General features: G+C 54.7%; 20 protein-coding genes. 16 read left to right on the top strand and 4 right to left on the bottom strand.

Going from position 1 to position 17627, the window contains the following annotated elements; all coding sequences use genetic code 11:
- Nucleotides 1-92 precede the first annotated feature (92 nt).
- Complete coding sequence (locus J7J49_RS08345) at nucleotides 93-644, top strand: NUDIX hydrolase (RefSeq protein WP_215091729.1); 552 nt, start codon at nucleotides 93-95, stop codon at nucleotides 642-644.
- A gap of 49 nt (nucleotides 645-693) precedes the next feature.
- Here J7J49_RS08345 and J7J49_RS08340 read toward each other — a convergent pair whose 3' ends face one another.
- Nucleotides 694-960 (bottom strand): hypothetical protein, encoded by a 267-nt coding sequence (locus tag J7J49_RS08340; protein WP_064232501.1) that lies wholly within the window; start codon nucleotides 958-960, stop codon nucleotides 694-696.
- A gap of 213 nt (nucleotides 961-1173) precedes the next feature.
- Here J7J49_RS08340 and J7J49_RS08335 point away from each other — a divergent pair, with 213 nt between their 5' ends.
- A complete protein-coding gene (locus tag J7J49_RS08335; RefSeq protein ID WP_215091727.1) occupies nucleotides 1174-2340 on the top strand; it encodes a hypothetical protein in 1167 nt (388 codons plus the stop codon).
- Nucleotides 2341-2382: 42 nt separating this feature from the next.
- Nucleotides 2383-3219, top strand: coding sequence for a mechanosensitive ion channel family protein (locus tag J7J49_RS08330; protein WP_215091725.1), 837 nt, complete (start codon nucleotides 2383-2385; stop codon nucleotides 3217-3219).
- 6 nt (nucleotides 3220-3225) lie between these two features.
- On the opposite strand, the gene J7J49_RS08325 is transcribed toward J7J49_RS08330, so the two are convergent.
- Nucleotides 3226-3960, bottom strand: a complete 735-nt coding sequence (locus J7J49_RS08325; protein ID WP_215091724.1) for a YebC/PmpR family DNA-binding transcriptional regulator — start codon at nucleotides 3958-3960, stop codon at nucleotides 3226-3228.
- 223 nt (nucleotides 3961-4183) lie between these two features.
- Here J7J49_RS08325 and J7J49_RS08320 point away from each other — a divergent pair, with 223 nt between their 5' ends.
- The gene (locus J7J49_RS08320; RefSeq protein ID WP_205634122.1) at nucleotides 4184-4801 is read left to right on the top strand and encodes a LysE family translocator; all 618 of its coding nucleotides are present in this window, start codon (nucleotides 4184-4186) and stop codon (nucleotides 4799-4801) included.
- A 58-nt stretch (nucleotides 4802-4859) separates the two neighbouring features.
- Nucleotides 4860-5351: a glutathione peroxidase gene (locus tag J7J49_RS08315; protein WP_064232506.1), complete on the top strand. Its 492-nt coding sequence runs from the start codon at nucleotides 4860-4862 to the stop codon at nucleotides 5349-5351.
- 6 nt (nucleotides 5352-5357) lie between these two features.
- On the opposite strand, the gene J7J49_RS08310 is transcribed toward J7J49_RS08315, so the two are convergent.
- Nucleotides 5358-5744 carry a DUF7079 family protein gene (locus J7J49_RS08310; RefSeq protein WP_064232507.1) on the bottom strand — a complete coding sequence of 129 codons (387 nt, stop codon included), beginning with the start codon at nucleotides 5742-5744 and terminating at the stop codon, nucleotides 5358-5360.
- 323 nt (nucleotides 5745-6067) lie between these two features.
- On the opposite strand from J7J49_RS08310, the gene fabV reads away from it, so the two are divergent.
- From fabV to astB, 8 genes are all read left to right on the top strand, one after another.
- Nucleotides 6068-7279: an enoyl-ACP reductase FabV gene (fabV, locus tag J7J49_RS08305; protein ID WP_064232508.1), complete on the top strand. Its 1212-nt coding sequence runs from the start codon at nucleotides 6068-6070 to the stop codon at nucleotides 7277-7279.
- A gap of 57 nt (nucleotides 7280-7336) precedes the next feature.
- A complete protein-coding gene (locus J7J49_RS08300; protein WP_040480793.1) occupies nucleotides 7337-7552 on the top strand; it encodes a hypothetical protein in 216 nt (71 codons plus the stop codon).
- Nucleotides 7553-7739: 187 nt separating this feature from the next.
- Entirely contained in the window at nucleotides 7740-8717 is a 978-nt protein-coding gene (locus J7J49_RS08295; RefSeq protein WP_215091722.1) for a GlxA family transcriptional regulator, read from the top strand.
- 101 nt (nucleotides 8718-8818) lie between these two features.
- Nucleotides 8819-10033, top strand: a complete 1215-nt coding sequence (locus J7J49_RS08290; protein ID WP_215091719.1) for an aspartate aminotransferase family protein — start codon at nucleotides 8819-8821, stop codon at nucleotides 10031-10033.
- A 50-nt stretch (nucleotides 10034-10083) separates the two neighbouring features.
- Entirely contained in the window at nucleotides 10084-11148 is a 1065-nt protein-coding gene (locus J7J49_RS08285; protein ID WP_215091717.1) for an arginine N-succinyltransferase, read from the top strand.
- Complete coding sequence (gene astA / locus J7J49_RS08280) at nucleotides 11148-12179, top strand: arginine N-succinyltransferase (protein WP_215091715.1); 1032 nt, start codon at nucleotides 11148-11150, stop codon at nucleotides 12177-12179. Before J7J49_RS08285 ends, astA begins: the two co-directional genes overlap by 1 nt.
- Nucleotides 12180-12203: 24 nt before the next feature.
- Nucleotides 12204-13676, top strand: a complete 1473-nt coding sequence (gene astD / locus J7J49_RS08275) for a succinylglutamate-semialdehyde dehydrogenase (RefSeq protein WP_215091714.1) — start codon at nucleotides 12204-12206, stop codon at nucleotides 13674-13676.
- Nucleotides 13673-15031: an N-succinylarginine dihydrolase gene (gene astB / locus J7J49_RS08270; protein WP_215091712.1), complete on the top strand. Its 1359-nt coding sequence runs from the start codon at nucleotides 13673-13675 to the stop codon at nucleotides 15029-15031. Before astD ends, astB begins: the two co-directional genes overlap by 4 nt.
- Before the next feature lie 116 nt (nucleotides 15032-15147).
- Here the strand turns inward: astB and J7J49_RS08265 are convergent, their stop codons facing one another.
- Nucleotides 15148-15417, bottom strand: a complete 270-nt coding sequence (locus J7J49_RS08265; protein WP_215091710.1) for a hypothetical protein — start codon at nucleotides 15415-15417, stop codon at nucleotides 15148-15150.
- A 239-nt stretch (nucleotides 15418-15656) separates the two neighbouring features.
- Between J7J49_RS08265 and J7J49_RS08260 the strand changes: the two genes are divergently transcribed.
- From J7J49_RS08260 to J7J49_RS08250, 3 genes are all read left to right on the top strand, one after another.
- On the top strand, nucleotides 15657-16556 hold the full coding sequence (locus J7J49_RS08260; protein ID WP_215091708.1) for an alpha/beta hydrolase: 900 nt from the start codon (nucleotides 15657-15659) through the stop codon (nucleotides 16554-16556).
- 114 nt (nucleotides 16557-16670) lie between these two features.
- Nucleotides 16671-17177, top strand: coding sequence for a 2-thiouracil desulfurase family protein (locus tag J7J49_RS08255; RefSeq protein WP_502793511.1), 507 nt, complete (start codon nucleotides 16671-16673; stop codon nucleotides 17175-17177).
- A 22-nt stretch (nucleotides 17178-17199) separates the two neighbouring features.
- On the top strand, nucleotides 17200-17625 hold the full coding sequence (locus J7J49_RS08250; RefSeq protein WP_251048210.1) for a GNAT family N-acetyltransferase: 426 nt from the start codon (nucleotides 17200-17202) through the stop codon (nucleotides 17623-17625).
- Nucleotides 17626-17627: the final 2 nt, after the last annotated feature.

Genomic DNA, 17627 nt, shown 5'->3' with positions numbered 1-17627 from the left:
ACGTTAAGCGGCCATTCGGGTAGAATGGCCGCTTTTCTGTCTAGTCATTAATTAACGCAAGAACTAACACCAAGAACTAACACAAGGTACCTATGCAGCGTTTAGCCCATTTAGTGCATGAATCATTAGCCCAGCCGCTTGAAGTCGAGCAGCTACGGGTCTTAAAGCGTGAGGCGGCCCGAGCTATTGTCACCCGTGACGATAAAATCTTGCTGCTCTACACCGAGCGCTACGATGATTTTAGCTTTCCTGGTGGCGGCATTGATCCGGGCGAAAGTCCTGAGGCGGGCTTGCACCGTGAACTGCATGAGGAGACAGGCGCTAACCAAATCGAAATCGTTTCCCACTTCGGCTATGTGACCGAATATGCGCCTACCTTCAAAAAAGACTGGGATGTGATGTATCAAACCTCGCACTGGTTTAACTGTGAAATCGGCCAGACGCTTGGCGATACGCGCTTTGAGGATTATGAAATCGCTAATGGTATGTCCGCTGCTTGGGTGAGTCTTGAAGATGCGCTAGCCCACAACCGTGGTGTGATTCAGCGTCGCCCTAGCAAGATGGGTATCTCTATTCACCGGGAAACCCTGGTGCTTGAGCGTGTGGCTAAGGCATTGGTGGAAAGCCCGCAAGTGCCTGCATAAGGGTGGCGTCAGTCGTAGTGAAGAAAGAGGGGAAAGCCAGTTTTGACGACTAATCTGGCAAGCGGCTGTAGACCACACCTTTTATTTCCAGCTCCAATATTTCATCGTAGGGAACCGTAACGCCTTCAACGTCACCCGGCGTGCGATGGCTGTTTTTAATCTCGGTTTCAGGTATCACCTTTACGCCAACCAGCCCTACGTGCTGGATTCTTGCGCTAAAGCGATTGCCCTCATGCTCGATCAGTAACCGCTCACCGGCAATGCACTTCTCAAGCTTGGCGTGCAGCTCTTCTTCGCTAACGTGGACAACACTCATCGCTTTCTCCTTTAGCTTTTGCCATTGCTTGACCATAAAATGCTTGGCAATAAAAAAATAGTCCGTTAAGTGCCCTAATGACCGTCTATAAAGACTGTCTATAAAAACTGCCTATAAAGACTTTATTCTAGACCATAAGTTCGGATTTGAGGTTAGTAACAGTGAGCGCCGTGCTAAAGTGAGTGCTTAACGCCAGCCATAAGGACAAGAGTCATGGGGGAGTCATCATCATCGGCCGACACGCCGTTGTGGGCGGTCGTTGAGCTAGATCACTTTCGCACCCCTGAGCAGACCCAGGCGAGCCAGTGGCGACGCTCGTTGCGTTCGGCTTCGACGTGGCTGGTAGGTAAAAATAGCGCTGAACAACAGGTAAAGGAAGAAAATGAACTGCGTGCGTTACCTGAGGTTAAGCTAGCACATATAGTGCCGCCCATTGATTGGGCACCCGCAGCAAAGGCTTTGGCGCAGCAGCTAAACGGTCTGGAAGCGCCGGTTGCATTTTTTATTACCCCGCCGCACTGCGGCCATGTCTCAGTGGTTCGTCAGTGGGCGGAGCAGCAACATTTTACCTGTCTGCCGCCACCCACGCTTAGCGAGCTTACCGAAGGCGATGCTCAGTGGGTTGAGCGCTTTGCAAATCAGCGAGAATGGGCTGTAACCGCGCTAGAGCGTTATTTTTTACGCCACACCCAGGGTATTCAGGGCGTTCGTGAGTTTCTTGAGCGCGCCTTAAGTGGCCGCTTGGGGCAGGGTGTGATTGGCTGCAATAGCTGGACGTATGCCTACCTACAAGAAGTGATCGGTATCGAAGGGGCACCGGTGTTTACTCTTCAATCCATGGAGGGCGAACAGCTGTCGCACTACTTTGCCAAGATTGCGGCCTATGAGGGGCAGTCTCCGTTGGTCTACAGCACGCGAACCGGCAAGCCGGTATTGGCTGAATCAGCAACCCAGTCTAACGATAAAGCCCCTAACAACGATAAAACCCCTAACAAAGAGCTACAGCGCTTAGCCGCTCACTGTCGTGGTCATATCGGCCTTGCTTGGCACTACTGGCGGGAGCGACTGCGCGAGCCAACATCAGACGGTGAAGAGGCGCTGTGGCTGGTAGATGCCCTCGCCGAGGCGGAACTTTCCACTGATACCGGAGATATCGCCACGCTGGTACTGCATGCGCTCTTGATTCATGGCGGGTTGGATGACCACTCGCTCGGGCAGGTGTTGCCATTTTCGCACCATGAAGCACTCAATGCCCGGTTAGCGTTGCAGCGCAAAGGGATTGTTTCAAGCAACGATGGGCGTTGGCAGATCACACCCTTGAGCTACGCGAGCGTTCGCCAGCTATTGGAATCGCGCAATTATCTGGTTGATCCCCTTTAAGTCGCCGCGCTAAAAGCGACAGGCCTGCGGAGAGCACCATCCATGGACGAACAACAAAAGTACGCACGACTGTTTAACGATATTGATAGCCAAACGCTGATTACCCTAGGGGTGGTGCTGTTATCGACCATTGTGCTGATTATTGTCAGTCAACGAGGTCTCAACTGGTTGGCCACACGGTTACATGGGCAAGTGCGTTTCCGCATTTTTGCACTCGTGCCGTTGACGCGTTTATTGATTTTGATTACCGCGCTGGCCATCATCGTACCGATTGTTATCGAGCCGTCGCTACGCAATATGGTTACGCTGCTGGGAGCGCTTGGCTTAGCCATTGGTTTTGCCATGAAGGACTACGTAAGCAGCTTGATCGCGGGAGTTGTTTCGGCGATTGAGTTGCCTTATCGTCCTGGGGACTGGGTGAATATTGAAGGCACTTACGGCGAGGTTAAGCACGTCGGTTTGCGCACGGTAGACATTCAGACACCCGACGATGATTTAGTCGCCGTGCCACACTTAAAGTTGTGGGATCACGCCGTTTACAACGCCAATAATGGTGGTACCAGCCTGCAGTGCGTGGCGAGTTTTTACCTTCACCCCGACCACGAAGCAGGCTGGGTACGTAAAGCGCTGCGCGATGTGGCGCTGACCAGCGCCTATCTGAAGTTCGATAAGCCGGTCATTGTGGTGGCCGAAGAGAAACCCTGGGGCACTCACTACCGCATCCGTGCCTACCCGGTGGATCCTCGCCAGCAGTTTCTGTTTATTACCGACCTAACCGTACGTGGTAAAACAGTGCTGAATGCCGCGGGCGTTCAGTCAGCGATGTTGCCACCGGATGCCGCCCTGGATGCGCGCAACGCGGCAGAATCTTCTTACTAACGGGTGTTAAGCATCGGTAGACTCAGGTAGCTCACCGCTGTGGTAGACATTTTGTACGTCGTCCAGCTCGTTGAGCATGCCAAGAAATTTTTCAAACATGGCCACGTCGTCGCCTTCCACCGGGGTGGTGGTTTGCGGCAGGAATTGAATCTCGTCAGCTTCAAAGTCAATGTCACCGAAGGCATCCAGCAGCGTCTGTTTGGCTTTGGCGTAGTCGGTATGCGGTGCAAAAACGGTGATCCGCTCACCCTCTTGCTCAATGTCAGTGACATCCACATCGGCTTCCATTAATGCTTCGAGCACGGCGTCTTCATCGCTTCCGGCGAAGGAGAAGATGGCACAGTGGTCAAACATATGGCTGACGCTACCGGGGGTGCCGATTTTGCTCTTGGTTTTGGTGAAGCAGCCGCGAACATCACCAAAGGTGCGGTTGGGGTTGTCGGTAAGGCAGTCGACAATCACCATTACATTGCCAGGGCCGAAGCCTTCATAACGGGCGGCGGAAAAATCTTCGCCACCGGCGCCGCTGGCTTTGTCGAGTGCTTTATCAATAACGTGAGAAGGCACCTGATCTTTTTTGGCCCGCTCCATTAAACCGCGCAGCGCCAAGTTGCCATTGGGATCGGTGCCACCAGCTTTAGCGCAAACGTAAATCTCGCGTCCATACTTGCTGTAGACCTTGGTCTTTGCATCGGCCGTTTTGGCCATGGATTCCTTACGGTTCTGAAAAGCCCTACCCATGTTGCCGTCCTATGTTTTCTATACGCCCCGCGCATTGGGCGGCGGGGCGGTTGTTTTAAAAAAGACAAAAAGTGCAAAGAAAAAAGTGAGAGCGCAAATTTTACCCAACAGCGTACCATGCTAACAGCGTTATTTAAGACGCTTACCGAAGTGTTGCTTGGCTTGGCGTATACTGGCTGCAACCCCCCATACTGTGATATCGACCCTTCAAGGAGGAACAAGCATGCCGTTGACACTTTGGCTATCACTCGCCGCGGTTTGTGCCATGGGGGCTATGTCGCCGGGGCCGAGTTTGGCACTGGTGCTGCGCCATACGTTGGGCGGCGGGCGTTTCACTGGGGTGACCGCTGCTATCTTCCATGCCTTTGGTGTGGGCTTTTATGCGTTACTCACTGTTTGGGGATTAGGTGCAGTAATTGCCGGCTTTCCGCTGCTGTTCCAAATGATTACCTGGTGCGGCGCGGCGTATTTGGCATGGCTAGGGGTGAAAGCACTGCGCGCTGGCAAAGCGGGTGCCTTAGAGCCTGATGCGATTGTGACGAGCCGGGGCCAGGCCGCCAAAGAGGGCGTACTGGTGGCGTTAGGTAACCCGAAGCTGATTCTATTTTTTGTCGCACTGCTGAGTCAGTTTGTGACCCCGGAAATGAGCGATCTGGCTAAAGCGATCATTGTGTTAACGGCGATGTTGATTGACGGAGGGTGGTACGTGCTGGTCGCAGTGGTGCTTTCTCATTCACACATTCTGCCCTGGCTGCAGCAGCGTGCCCACTGGATTAACCGTATCACCGGCGTATTATTAATCGCACTGGCGCTAAGAGTCGTCGCTGGGCCGCTGGTGTAAAAAGCATAGCCGTGGCATGGTGATACCCATGCCGTTTGTGGTTTTGTGGGGCTGATTGATGCAAATTTACGACCAAGATTGCTTTACCCACCAAGGGCTGCCGTTCAATCTGCGCGTGCTGCGCGGTCAAGTGTTGCTGGTGGTGAATGTCGCCAGCCAGTGTGGTTTTACCCCGCAGTTAAGCGAGTTAGAATCGCTCTATCAGCGCTACCGGGATCGTGGCTTCACTGTGCTCGGTTTCCCGTGCAACCAATTTGGCCGCCAGTCACCGGAAAGTGCCCAAGCGTTTTGTCAATTTGGCGAGCAGCAATTTGGCGTCAGTTTTCCGTTACTGGAGAAGGTTAATGTCAATGGCCGTGATGCCCACCCTCTGTTTGTACTGCTCAAGCGTGAAGCACCTGGCGTGCTGGGCACACAACTAATCAAATGGAATTTTACCAAGTTTCTGGTGGGCCGTGACGGCAAGGTGATTGCCCGTTTTGGGCCGCGGGATCACGGGCGCCCACTTCGTCTGGCATTGGAAGAAGCGCTAGACCAGAGCTACCCCTAACGCTATCTAAATCTGCTCGCCCCGGGCAACGGCCACGCGGCTAATGAGCGTGTTTAAGCGGTGACGCACCATCATGGTGGTTAGGCCTGAAAACAACGCCCAGCTTTTGCGCCGCCAACCTTTCAACCGCAGGTTGTGGCTTACCAACTGTTTCATCAACTTATAGTCATCGAATTGCCGCCACTCGCTGGCGATCGAGAGCTGGTGGCGGGACATCACCGGGGCCATTTCCAAGCGAAACATCCACTCAAGCTCGTTAAGGGTCATATCATAGCGCTCTATGACCTCGACCATACGCGCGTAATCGCGTTCGCTGGGTTCACGATCCAGCCACAGCGGGGCTAGCACCAGCCATAAATCGCCGCGTTCATCTACTAGCTGCTGTGCATTCATGATTGCCTCATGGTAAGTCGTTGCTGACACAAGTGCTGATACAAGTACTGACACAAATACTGGGGCAGCTATCGTGACGCGAAAGTGTTTCTAGCTCAAGGGCAGACTACCGCTTAAGCATGGACAATAGCTCAAGGGCGGACAGGGCGCCGGTAGACCGCTAGAATACCCCCACTGAATCATGACATTGCTCATGAAATTGCTCTTGAAATTGCTACGGCAAACGCTATTGCAAAAACTAACGCTGTGGCAAAACTATGGCATAACGATGTTGCTAGTTATGATGTCAAAAAAGCAAAATCAATCCGATAACGAGGTTCGATGTGATTATTAAACCCAAAGTGCGCGGCTTTATTTGTACTACCACTCATCCCATCGGCTGCGAGCAGAATGTTCGCGAACAGATTGAAGCGACCCGTGCTCGTAGCTTGGATAAGCAGGCGGGCCCGAAAAAAGTGCTCGTCATTGGGGCCTCAAGTGGCTATGGGTTGGCCGCACGTATTACCGCAGCGTTTGGCTATGGCGCCGACACGCTTGGCGTGTTCTTTGAAAAGCCCGCCACCGATAAAAAACCGGGCACCGCAGGTTGGTACAACAGCGCTGCTTTCGATAAGTTTGCCAAGCAGGAAGGCCTGTATAGCAATTCGATTAACGGCGATGCGTTCTCCCATGAAGCGCGGGAAAAAGCCATCGAATTGATCAAGCAAGACATGGGTGAGATTGATCTGGTGGTTTACTCGCTGGCGTCCCCTGTGCGCAAGCTGCCGGATAGCGGCGAACTGAAGCGCTCAAGCCTTAAGCCGATTGGCGAGACCTACCGCGCCACCGCTATCGACACCAATAAAGACGCGATTATCGAAGCGGAAGTAGAGCCAGCTACCCAGCAAGAGATCGATGACACCATCACCGTGATGGGTGGCGAAGATTGGGAGCTGTGGATGGAAGCCCTTGACCAGGCGGGTGTGCTGGCCAAAGGCGCGCGCAGCGTAGCGTTTAGCTATATCGGTACCGAAATCACCTGGCCGATTTACTGGCACGGTGCGCTGGGTAAAGCCAAAGAAGACCTGGATCGCGCCGCAGCGGCTATCGATGCCAAATTGAAACAGAGCGGTGGCGGTGCCAATGTGGCAGTGCTCAAGTCGGTTGTCACCCAGGCTAGCGCGGCCATTCCAGTTATGCCGCTGTATATCGCCATGGTCTATCGCATCATGAAAGAGCAGGGTCTGCACGAAGGCACTATCGATCAGTTGAACCGTCTATTTGGCGAGCAGCTCTATTCGGCCGAAGGCCTTCGCGGTGAGTTCTCCACCGACGACGTTGGACGTTTGCGTCTGGATGACTGGGAATTGCGCGATGACGTACAGCAAGCTTGCCAGGATCTTTGGCCGGAAGTGACGACGGAAAACTTATTCGAAATTACCGACTATGCTGGGTATAAGCACGAATTTTTGAAACTGTTTGGTTTCGAGCGTGACGATGTTGATTACGATGCCGACGTCAATCCAGAGGTTAAGTTTGATGTCGTGAATCTGTAAGCTATTCACTGGGGCGGGGGAGCGCCGCCCAATTCGACCGGAACGCGGGAGGTGTTTATGGATACTAGGGAAAGCAAAACCCCGGAAGAAGAGAAGCAGCACATTATCAATGAGCGGATACCAGAGGATTATGAAACCTCCAAACCGCATCTACAGCCTGAAGCCAAGAAGCGACCAGACGGGTTATACAAGCTGCTACCGTTGGTGGTGATCATTCTCGGCGTAATTGTGGTTAGCATCATCGTGTTAGGCATTATTAATCGGGGAAATTAGTGCTTAACTAGGCTTTAAATTGCCGGGCTTTGGCCCGGCAATTTGCATTCATGCGTCACGTTTTTGCTGCAGTGGTCATAACGCTGCCATCCTCTACGCAATTGGGTAAGATGGTCGCTTCTCTAGGCCGATGGCGGTTTTTCATGCGGTTTTTTATACAATTTTTTATACAAGCCAGTCAGTTATCATGCTGCCCAACCCGTTAACCTCCCACACAGGTATCACTCGTCGGCGGGTGGCTTTTCTGTTGTTGCCGGGGTTTTCGTTATTGACCCACGCCAGTGCGCTAGAACCGCTGCAAATGGCCAACCAACTAAGTGGGCAAATGCTTTACCAAACCGTCACGCTAAGCCTCAATGACGAGCCAGTGCGGAGTGGCGCCCAGCTTTCGCTCATAGCGCAGCATGAGCTAACTACTGCTCTAGGCCCACTAGACCTGCTGTTTTTATGTGCACCGACACCATTGCCCTATACGCTGCCCGCCAAGCTCAATGAGTGGCTGCGGGGGCACCAGGGCCATGGTGTAGCGCTGGGGGGCTTGGCAGGGGGCACCGAGGTATTGGCGCGCTGTGGTTTGCTAGAAGGTTATCGGGCGACGCTGCCCTGGCAGCGTTTTGAGGCCTTTTCCCAGGCTTATCCGCAGGTGACGCTTTCTCAACAGCTGTTTGAAATTGACCGCGATAGACTCACCTGCGCGGGCGGTACTGCCGCCATGGACTTAATGCTGACGCTGATTGGTCAGCATCACGGTGCGCGCTTAGCGGAACAGGTGTCGGAACAGTTTGCCTGCGACCGCATTCGCTTGGCAGATGAGCGCCAACACGTGCCGCTGCGTAGCCGCTTGGGCCACGCGCCGCAGAGCTTGGTGGATGCCGTGACGCTGATGGAAGCCAATATTGAGGAGCCGCTCTCGACCCTGGAACTGGCCGAGCACTTGGGGATCTCCCGGCGTCAGTTGGAGCGACTATTTAAGAAGTATCTGCAGGCGGTGCCCAGCCGCTACTATCTCGATTTGCGCCTGCAGGAAGCCCGCAAACAGCTGCGCGAAAGTGACCGGCCAGTCGGGGATATTGCCTTTGCCACGGGATTTTCCTCTGGCGCCCACTTCTCTACCGCCTACCGTCACCATTTCGGCATGACACCTCGGGAAGAGCGCCTGGGTTAAGCGCCGCTATTCATAACTTACCGTCCCATTACTGAAAGCGGTTACCCTTATTACCCCTTTATACTGTTTTCATTCTATTCCTCCATTGGAGCTAGCGTGCCATGAGCCATACCCCAAGCCGTCAAGATTACGACCACTACATGACGCCCAACTACTCACCGCAGCAGGTCATTCCCGTGCGTGGTGAAGGTAGCCGCTTGTGGGATCAGCAGGGGCGAGAATATATCGACTTCGCCGGGGGGATCGCGGTTAACTCCCTTGGCCATTGTCATCCGGTGCTGGTTAACGCGCTTAAAGAGCAGGGCGAAAAGCTGTGGCACCTCTCCAACGTATTCACCAACGAGCCAGCGCTTGCCCTCGCCAAAACGCTGGTCGAGCGCACCTTTGCCGATAAGGTGTTCTTGTGCTCCTCCGGCGGTGAAGCCAACGAAGCCGCGCTCAAGCTGGCGCGCCGCTGGGCAGTGGATAACCACGGTGAGCATAAAGATAAAATCATCTCGTTTTATCAGTCGTTCCATGGGCGTACCTTCTTCACCGTCAGCGTCGGCGGCCAGCCCAAGTACTCCCAGGGCTTTGGCCCGGTGCCCGGCGGCATTCTGCACGCCAACTACAATGACCTGGAAAGTGTGCGCGCGCTAATGGGCGACGATACCTGCGCGGTTATGGTCGAGCCCATGCAGGGCGAGGGCGGCATCGTGCCCGGAACGCAGGCGTTCCTCCAGGGGTTGCGCGACCTGTGCGATGAACATAACGCGCTGCTGATTTTTGACGAAGTGCAAACCGGCGTTGGCCGCAGCGGCGAGCTCTACGCCTATAAAAATTACGGCATCACCCCGGATATCCTCACCAGTGCTAAATCCCTGGGCGGCGGTTTCCCCATTGGCGCCATGCTGGCAATCGACTCGGTGGCTAAATCATTAGTTGTCGGTACCCACGGCTCTACCTATGGCGGTAACGCGCTGGCATCCGCCGTTGCTCTGGCTGCGGTAGAGTTTATCGATACCCCCGAAGTGCTCCAGGGCGTTAAGCATCGCCACGATCTGTTCCGTGAGCATCTGGAAACCATCAACCGCAAGTACGGCGTATTCAAAGAGATTCGTGGTATGGGCCTGCTGATGGGCGCCCAGATGTCGGATGCCTATGAGGGCCGTGCCAAAGATATCCTGCCGCTGGCGATTGAAGAGGGCCTGATGGCGCTGATCGCCGGGCCGAACGTACTGCGCATGGCGCCTTCGCTCGTTATTCCAGAGGCGGATATTGCCGAGGGCATGGCCCGCTTGGAGCGCGCGATTGAGCGGTTAGTTGCGACCGCATGAGTGAACAACAGGCTGCGTCACTCGTGTTAACGGAAGGAGAGGCGTCGAGAATGCTGGTAGTTCGACCCGTTAAAGCGTCGGATCTCATGTCGCTGGAGCAGTTGGCTGAACACGCGGTGCCGAGGCTGACCAACTTGCCCGCCAACCGTGAGCGCCTTCAGGAGCGCATCGCGCGCTCTCAAGACGCCTTTAACGGTGACGTTGAGTTTCCAGAAGACGAGCACTATACGTTTGTTCTGGCGGACGATACGCGCGAGGAAGTGCTGGGCACGGCGACTATCCGTGCCCAAGCGGGCGCCAACGAGGCCTATTACACCTACCGCCAGGAAACGCTGATTCACGCTTCCCAGCAGCTCAACGTGCGCCGCGAAGTGCAGACGCTGGCGCTCTCCCATGAAGTCTCGGATGCCACTCTGCTGTGCGCCTTCTCGCTTAATCCCCGCTATAAAGGCACCAGCGCGGAGAGCCTGTTACGCCGGGCGCGGTTAATGTTTATCGCCCAGTATCCAGAACGGTTTTCGCGCATTCTGGCGGTGGCCTTCCCCGGCTATCTGGATACGCGCAGCGAATCGCCTTTCTGGGAAAGCGTAGGACGGCACTTTTTCGCCCGCAGTTTCCAGGATATGAATCACATTGCCGGAGTGCGCTCGAAGAGCTTTATTGCCGAAGTCATGCCCCAGTTTCCGCTCTATTTGCCGCTGCTGACGCCCCAGGCGCGAGCCGCGATAGGTCGTGAGCACCCGGCCCACGAAGAGGCGTTGGAAGAGATGCTGGCCGAGGGCTTTGTGCGTTCGCGGCATGTGGATATTTTCGACGCGGGGCCGATTGTCAAAGCCGAGCGCGAACGGTTGCAAACCTTTCGCAGTGCCGCTTGGCACCCCGTGCGCATACGCCCGGAGCACACCTTGCCTGACGCTGAACCGGCGCTGGTTGCCAATCAAAAGCTGGGCGAGTTCCGTTGCATCGTCGCGCGCTACGCGCTCTCGCCCACCGGTCAGTTGATGTTATCTCCTGAGCACGCCGAGCGGTTGGGCGTCACGGAAGGGCGGGCGGTGCTTGCCGCGCCGCTGACGCTACCCTCTGTGGTAGATGCACTCGATGAAGGAGAGATGTAATGCGCATTCGACCCATTGCCCGTGATGATTTGGATGGGCTTCAGGCGCTTGCGCAGCAGGCGGGCGTTGGCTTTACCTCGCTGCCGGATAACCGCGAGTTTCTGGCCGGTAAGATTGAAGCCGCCGCCAGTGCCTTTGAAGAGCGCACCCCGGTGGATGACCGACTCTACTTCTTTGTGCTGGAAGACGAAGCAAGCGGCGAACTCGCTGGCTGCTGCGCCATTGAGGGCCAGGTGGGCCGGGAAGTGCCGTTCTACAACTATCGGTTGGGCACCTTGGCACACTCTTCGGTGCAACTGGATCTACACCGCACCATCGATACGCTGTTTTTAAGCTCCGATCACACCGGTGACGCCGAAGTGTGCTCGCTGTTTCTGCGCCCGGAATACCGCGGCGAAGCCAACAAACATTTGCGCAACGGCGCGCTGCTCTCTAAAGCACGCTGGCTGTTTATCGCCCAGTTCCGCGACCGTTTCCCCGATAAAGTGCTGGCGGAGATGCGCGGTGTGTTTGACGACAACAACACCAGTCCTTTCTGGGAGAGCCTGGGTAAACACTTCTTCCCCATGGATTTCAGCGAAGCGGATCGATTAACCGGTCTAGGGCAGAAAAGCTTTATCGGCGAACTGATGCCCAAGTTTCCCATTTACACCACCTTTATGGCCGAAGAGGCACGGGCCTGTATTGGTCAGGTGCATCGCCACACTCGCCCAGCGTTGGAAATGCTTAAAAAAGAGGGGCTGCGCTGGGAAGGCTATATCGACATTTTCGACGGTGGCCCGACGGTGGAGGCTTATATTGACGACGTGCGCGCCATCCGTAACTCACGGCTCTGCCACGTGGAGATATCCAATAGCGCAGCGGAAGAGAGCGTTAGCCGCTGGCTGGCCGCCACCACCCACATGCTGAACTTCACCGCCAGCTGGGTAGGTCGTGCGCCTAACGATGACAACACCATCGTGCTTAGCGAACAAGAAGCGCAGCGTTTAGGCGTTTCCACCGGCGATACCTTACGGCTACTCGAAACCTAGGCGACGTTTTCAGGAGAGTTTTTTATGCACGCCCAACAGCAACAACTCATCAATGGCGCCTGGGTCGCGGGCGACGCAGAGCCGTTGAGCAAGTACGACCCCATTTCCGGTCAGCCGCTATGGCAAGCCGCGACCGCCAGCGCTGAGCAAGTCGCCGCCGCAGTAAAAGCCGCCCGCGGTGCCTTCCCCAACTGGGCACGCACCCCCTTTGCCGAGCGTCAGGCGCTGGTCGAACGGTTTGCCGAGGTGCTCAAAAACCGCGGTGAAGAGTTAGCCGTGGCGATAGCCTCTGAAACCGGTAAACCACTCTGGGAAGCGCGCACCGAAGCGGGTGCCATGGTGGGAAAGGTGGCTTTGTCGGTTAAGGCGTATAACGAGCGTACCGGCGAACGGGAAAAAACCGTTGGTAGTGCACAAGCCGTGTTGCGCCATCGCCCCCACGGCGTGATGGCGGTATTTGGCCCTTATAATTTCCCTGGTCATCTGCCCAACGGCCATATGGTGCCTGCGCTATTGGCGGGTAACTGTGTGGTCTTCAAGCCCAGCGACCAAACCCCGCTGACGGCAGATTTAACCCTGCAGTGCTGGCTGGAAGCCGGTCTGCCCGCAGGCGTTATCAACCTGGTGCAGGGCGGTGTGCCGGTGGGCCAAGCGCTGGCAGGTAATCCCGATATTGATGGGCTGCTGTTTACCGGCAGCGCCAAAGTGGGCGGTATGCTGCACCAGCAGTTTGCCGGCCAACTGGATAAGATTTTGGCGCTGGAGCTGGGCGGCAATAACCCTCTGGTGGTGAAAGATGTCGACGACGAGCGGGCCGCTGTGCTGGCGATTCTGCAGTCAGCGTTTCTTTCCGGCGGCCAACGCTGCACCTGCGCACGGCGTTTGATGGTGCCTGAAGGCGCAGTCGGTGATCGTTTGATCGATGCGCTTTCAGAGGCGATCACAAAGCTACACGTGGCGGGCCAGTTCGAAGACAATCCTGCGCCGTTCTATGGTGGCTTGGTCAGCGTGGTGGCGGCAGATGGCTTGCTTAAGGCCCAGGATGAATTGGAGTCCATGGGCGGCACGGTGATCAACCGCATGCAGCGTCTGCAAGAAAGCACCAGCCTGTTAAGCCCTGCGCTAATCGACGTGACGGGATTGGATGTGCCCGACGAGGAGCATTTCGGCCCGCTGCTGAAAATCCATCGTTATAGCGATTGGAATGAAGCGCTCGCGCTTGCCAACAACACCCGCTACGGGCTTTCCGCCGGATTGATTGGCGGTGAGCAAGCCGATTGGGACGACTTCCTGCTGCGTATTCGCGCCGGGATCGTCAACTGGAACCGCCAAACCACCGGCGCCTCCGGTGACGCACCTTTCGGTGGCGTAGGTGACAGCGGCAACCACCGCCCCAGCGCGTTTTATGCGGCAGACTACTGCGCCTATCCGGTCGCCTCCATGGAAGCCGATAGCCTGGAGATGCCCGAGACCCTGCCGCCGGGAGTTAGTCTATGAGCGCCCTCGACGTCAGGGAAGTCAATTTCGATGGGCTCGTCGGGCCGACCCATAACTACTCAGGTTTGGCAGTAGGTAACGTCGCTTCCATGAGCCATGGCGGATTAGTGTCCAACCCCAAAGAGGGTGCGCTGCAGGGGCTCTTAAAGATGAAGTCGCTGATGGACGCGGGCTACGCCCAAGGCGTGCTGCCCCCCCAGCAGCGGCCGGATATTGGCGCATTGCGCGATTTGGGCTTTAGCGGTAGCAATAGCGAAGTGCTGGCCCGTGCCGCTCGTGAGGCTCCACAACTACTGCGGGCGGTCTGCTCGGCGTCCAGTATGTGGACGGCGAATGCGTGCACGATCACTCCCAGCATGGATGTACCGGACAGTCGGGTACATTTCACCCCCGCAAATCTACAGTCCAGCTTTCACCGCTATTTAGAGCCGCAAACGACTGGCCGGGTGCTGCAAGCAATTTTCCGCGACGAGCAGCACTTCGCCCACCATCCGGTACTGCCCGCAACGCCCGCCTTTTCCGATGAAGGCGCGGCCAATCACACCCGTCTATGCGGCGAGCACGGGGAACCCGGCGTTCATCTGTTTGTGTATGGCCGCCAGGCGTTTGGTGACGTGCGTAGCGGCGAGCGCGAACCCAAGCGCTATCCCGCCAGACAAACGCTGGAAGCCAGTCAAGCGGTGGCTCGCCAACATGGACTAACGGAGGCGCAAACGGTGTTTGCCCAGCAGCATCCGGACGCCATCGATGCAGGCGTGTTCCACAACGATGTGATTGCCGTGGGCAACGGCCCCGTCCTGCTCTACCACGAAATGGCCTTTCTGGACGAAGAGGGCACCCTGGATGAGCTGCGCGCTAAAATGGCCACGCCGCTGATTCCCGTGCGCGTACCCTTGGAAGCGGTGAGCATGGAAGATGCGGTGGCCTCGTATCTGTTTAACTCGCAGCTACTCTCCAATCTGGATGGCACCATGACGCTTGTGGTACCCGGCGAATGCCAAGAGCGCGAAGCGGTCTGGCGCACCATCCAGGATTACCTACTGGCGGGCAATAACCCCATCAGCGAAGTGATCGTTAAAGACGTCAAGCAGAGCATGCGCAACGGTGGCGGCCCCGCCTGCCTGCGCCTACGGGTGGTACTAACGGAAACCGAACGCGCCGCGCTCACCGGCCGTGTGCTGCTCACCGATGGGCTATACGATGATCTCACCGCTTGGGTAAATCGCCACTATCGCGACCGACTTGCCCCTGATGATCTCGCTGATCCACAGCTCGCGGAAGAGTCCCTCACTGCGCTGGATGAGTTAACCCAGCTGTTAAAGATTGGGGCTGTTTATCCGTTTCAGTTGGGGTAAGGGGTACGTCAGCCAGTAAAATAAAACGCCAAGTCAAACATGGCTTTGGCGTTTTCAATATAGGCAAAAATTGCACTGCTTCATCAATAGTTTGCAGCCTATAATTGAGCATAAGCTCATTTTTTCAATTGATCGAGCCATGCTTGCTGCTGTAATTGAGAATACAATTTTTCAGCTTTAGCGTAGTCTGAAATCTGTGTGTCTGAGCCATTACTATTGTCTTTCGCGCTTGTTTTTTGAGAGTTGACTGAGTCTGTGGTTTCTGAACTATGGACTGGCATCTGAAATGAAGGCGTATGCCCAACCGATCCATTGTTTTCCTTTCTGCTTTTCATAAACTCAGAAAGGCTGACGGTAGGTACGTTTTCTAATGAAATGCTATACATAATATTTTTCCTGTCAGTCTAGGTTGCCATCAATATCTCATGCATTAAAAATGGCTGATATGCCAATGAGGTTGACGGTACCATCAATTTTAAATCATTAACCTAGTGGTAAGAGCAGAGTTACACCTCTATATTTCACAGCCTTGAGGACACCTTGCATCTCCTGTCGAGTTCTCCATTAATGGTAAGCAGCAATGAGACAATACATTTTGACCTTAATGATGGGAGTATTGTTAGCAATGTCTACAGAAAAAAGTGCTAACGGCTTAGATTTCAAGATGTTAGTTTCAGAGCAGGGCACAGCGAGCCAATTACCAGCACTTCAGCGCTTTGAAGCGCGTGATGGAACAGCACTGGCGTATCGGCATTATCCCAGTGAATCTCCCACTGCACTGATTGTTCTTCATGGGTCAGGCACGGACAGCAAATATTTAGCCACTTTTGCCCAGGCGTTAGCTGATGCAGGCGCTGCCGTGGTGTATACCCCCGATGTACGGGGCCATGGGCCTTCTCCGCAACGGCGCGGCGATATCGACTATATCGATCAGCTTGAGGATGATCTGGCTGATTTTATATACCACATCAAAACGGAAAACTCTGTGGTATCCCAGGTAGTAGTGGGGGGCCATTCGTCAGGGGGAGGGCTTGCGGTGCGTTTTGCGGGTGGGGAATATGGGCACCTTGCTTCCGCATACCTCCTGCTGGCGCCCTATCTTGGGCACGATGCCCCCACTGTGCGTAATAACTCCGGGGGATGGGCCGAGCCCAGTGTGGCTAAAATTATTGCGCTATCTCTTCTCAATAAGCTGGGCGTGACAAGTTTGAATGGCTTGACCGTGCTGCGGTTTAATTTACCGCCTGAGTACCGCAATGGCTCGGAGACCTTGGCTTATTCCTATCGTCTGATGACAGGATTTAATCCTTCTAACTACCGAGATGAGCTGCGTTCTATAAACGTGCCGAGCCTCTTCCTGAGCGGCGCCGAGGATGAGGCCTTGTTCGCCGATCGCTTTGAGTCTACCGTTCGACCGCATATCCCGGACGCAGAAATAGTTACCGTCCCAGGTACATCGCACTTGGGGCTTTTAGTGAGTGAAGAAGGCATTGAAGTGGTACGTCATTGGCTTCAAGGGGTTTAGCAAGTTTTAGTAGAGCGTACTTTTGAAAGTAGTAGTGAAGGCTTGATGATTGATAGGAAGAGCTCGCTCAGTTAGGGGGGCATTTTAAGCATCAATTTTACGTTAACCACCGGGCTGGAGAGAGGCGATTTGAAGAAAGTATTAATCAGCGCCTGCTTGTTGGGGAAAAAGGTTCGCTATGATGGTGGCGCCCTTGCGATAGGTGATCAGATCGTTGAGCGGTGGCGCTCTGAAGGTCGGATCGTTTCTGTCTGCCCTGAAGTTGAGGCGGGGATGAGTATTCCCAGGCCACCCGCAGAGATTCTCAACGGCAGCGGTGAGAGCGTATTAAATGGCGAGGTCGATGTTATCGAAAAAGATGGAGGCAAGGTAACCAGTGAGTTTTTAGCAGGTGCCTCTATTGCTTTGAACTTGTGCCGTAAATTTGATATCAGCGTCGCAATACTTGCTGAATTCAGCCCTTCCTGCGGAAGCTCTGCTATTTATGACGGCAGTTTCTCTGATAAAAAAGTAGCCGGTATGGGAGTGACAGCTGCACTGCTCCGCGAACATGGCGTTCAGGTGTTTAATCAGTATGAAATAGTGGAAGCCCATAAAGCGCTTATGGGAGAAAGTGACTGAACGCAGCACTGAGAGTATGTATATGATGCCTATTATTAAGCCTGCTAACGATAAGGCGTTTGCGGAAAACATAATTCTTCGGAATATGTCAGCCTATTACAAACAGCTGGATATGCGCTGGGATACTGACCTATTTGATAAACAGTGGCGTGAGTTAGACAGCTACGAGCTGTTCATAAACGCGTCACGAGTGGGGCTGCTGTGCGTAAATCACGATGAAAGCGCTTACTATATTCGGGAACTACAAATTGATCAAAAATGGCAGCGCAATGGCTTCGGTACAGCGGCAATTCGATACACGGAAGAAATTGCTCAACAAGCGGGCATTCACTTACTTCGGCTACGTGTATTTTATATAAACCCGGCGGTAGCGCTTTACGAACGTATGGGATTTCGTACCCGTAAAACGGAAGATAATACTCACTATATGGAACGATGTATTCTTTAACC

Source organism: Halomonas sp. ISL-56, assembly GCF_018612805.1.
In the GTDB taxonomy this organism is placed as follows: Bacteria; Pseudomonadota; Gammaproteobacteria; order Pseudomonadales; family Halomonadaceae; genus Vreelandella.
This window is presented reverse-complemented; position numbering and strand designations above follow the sequence as displayed.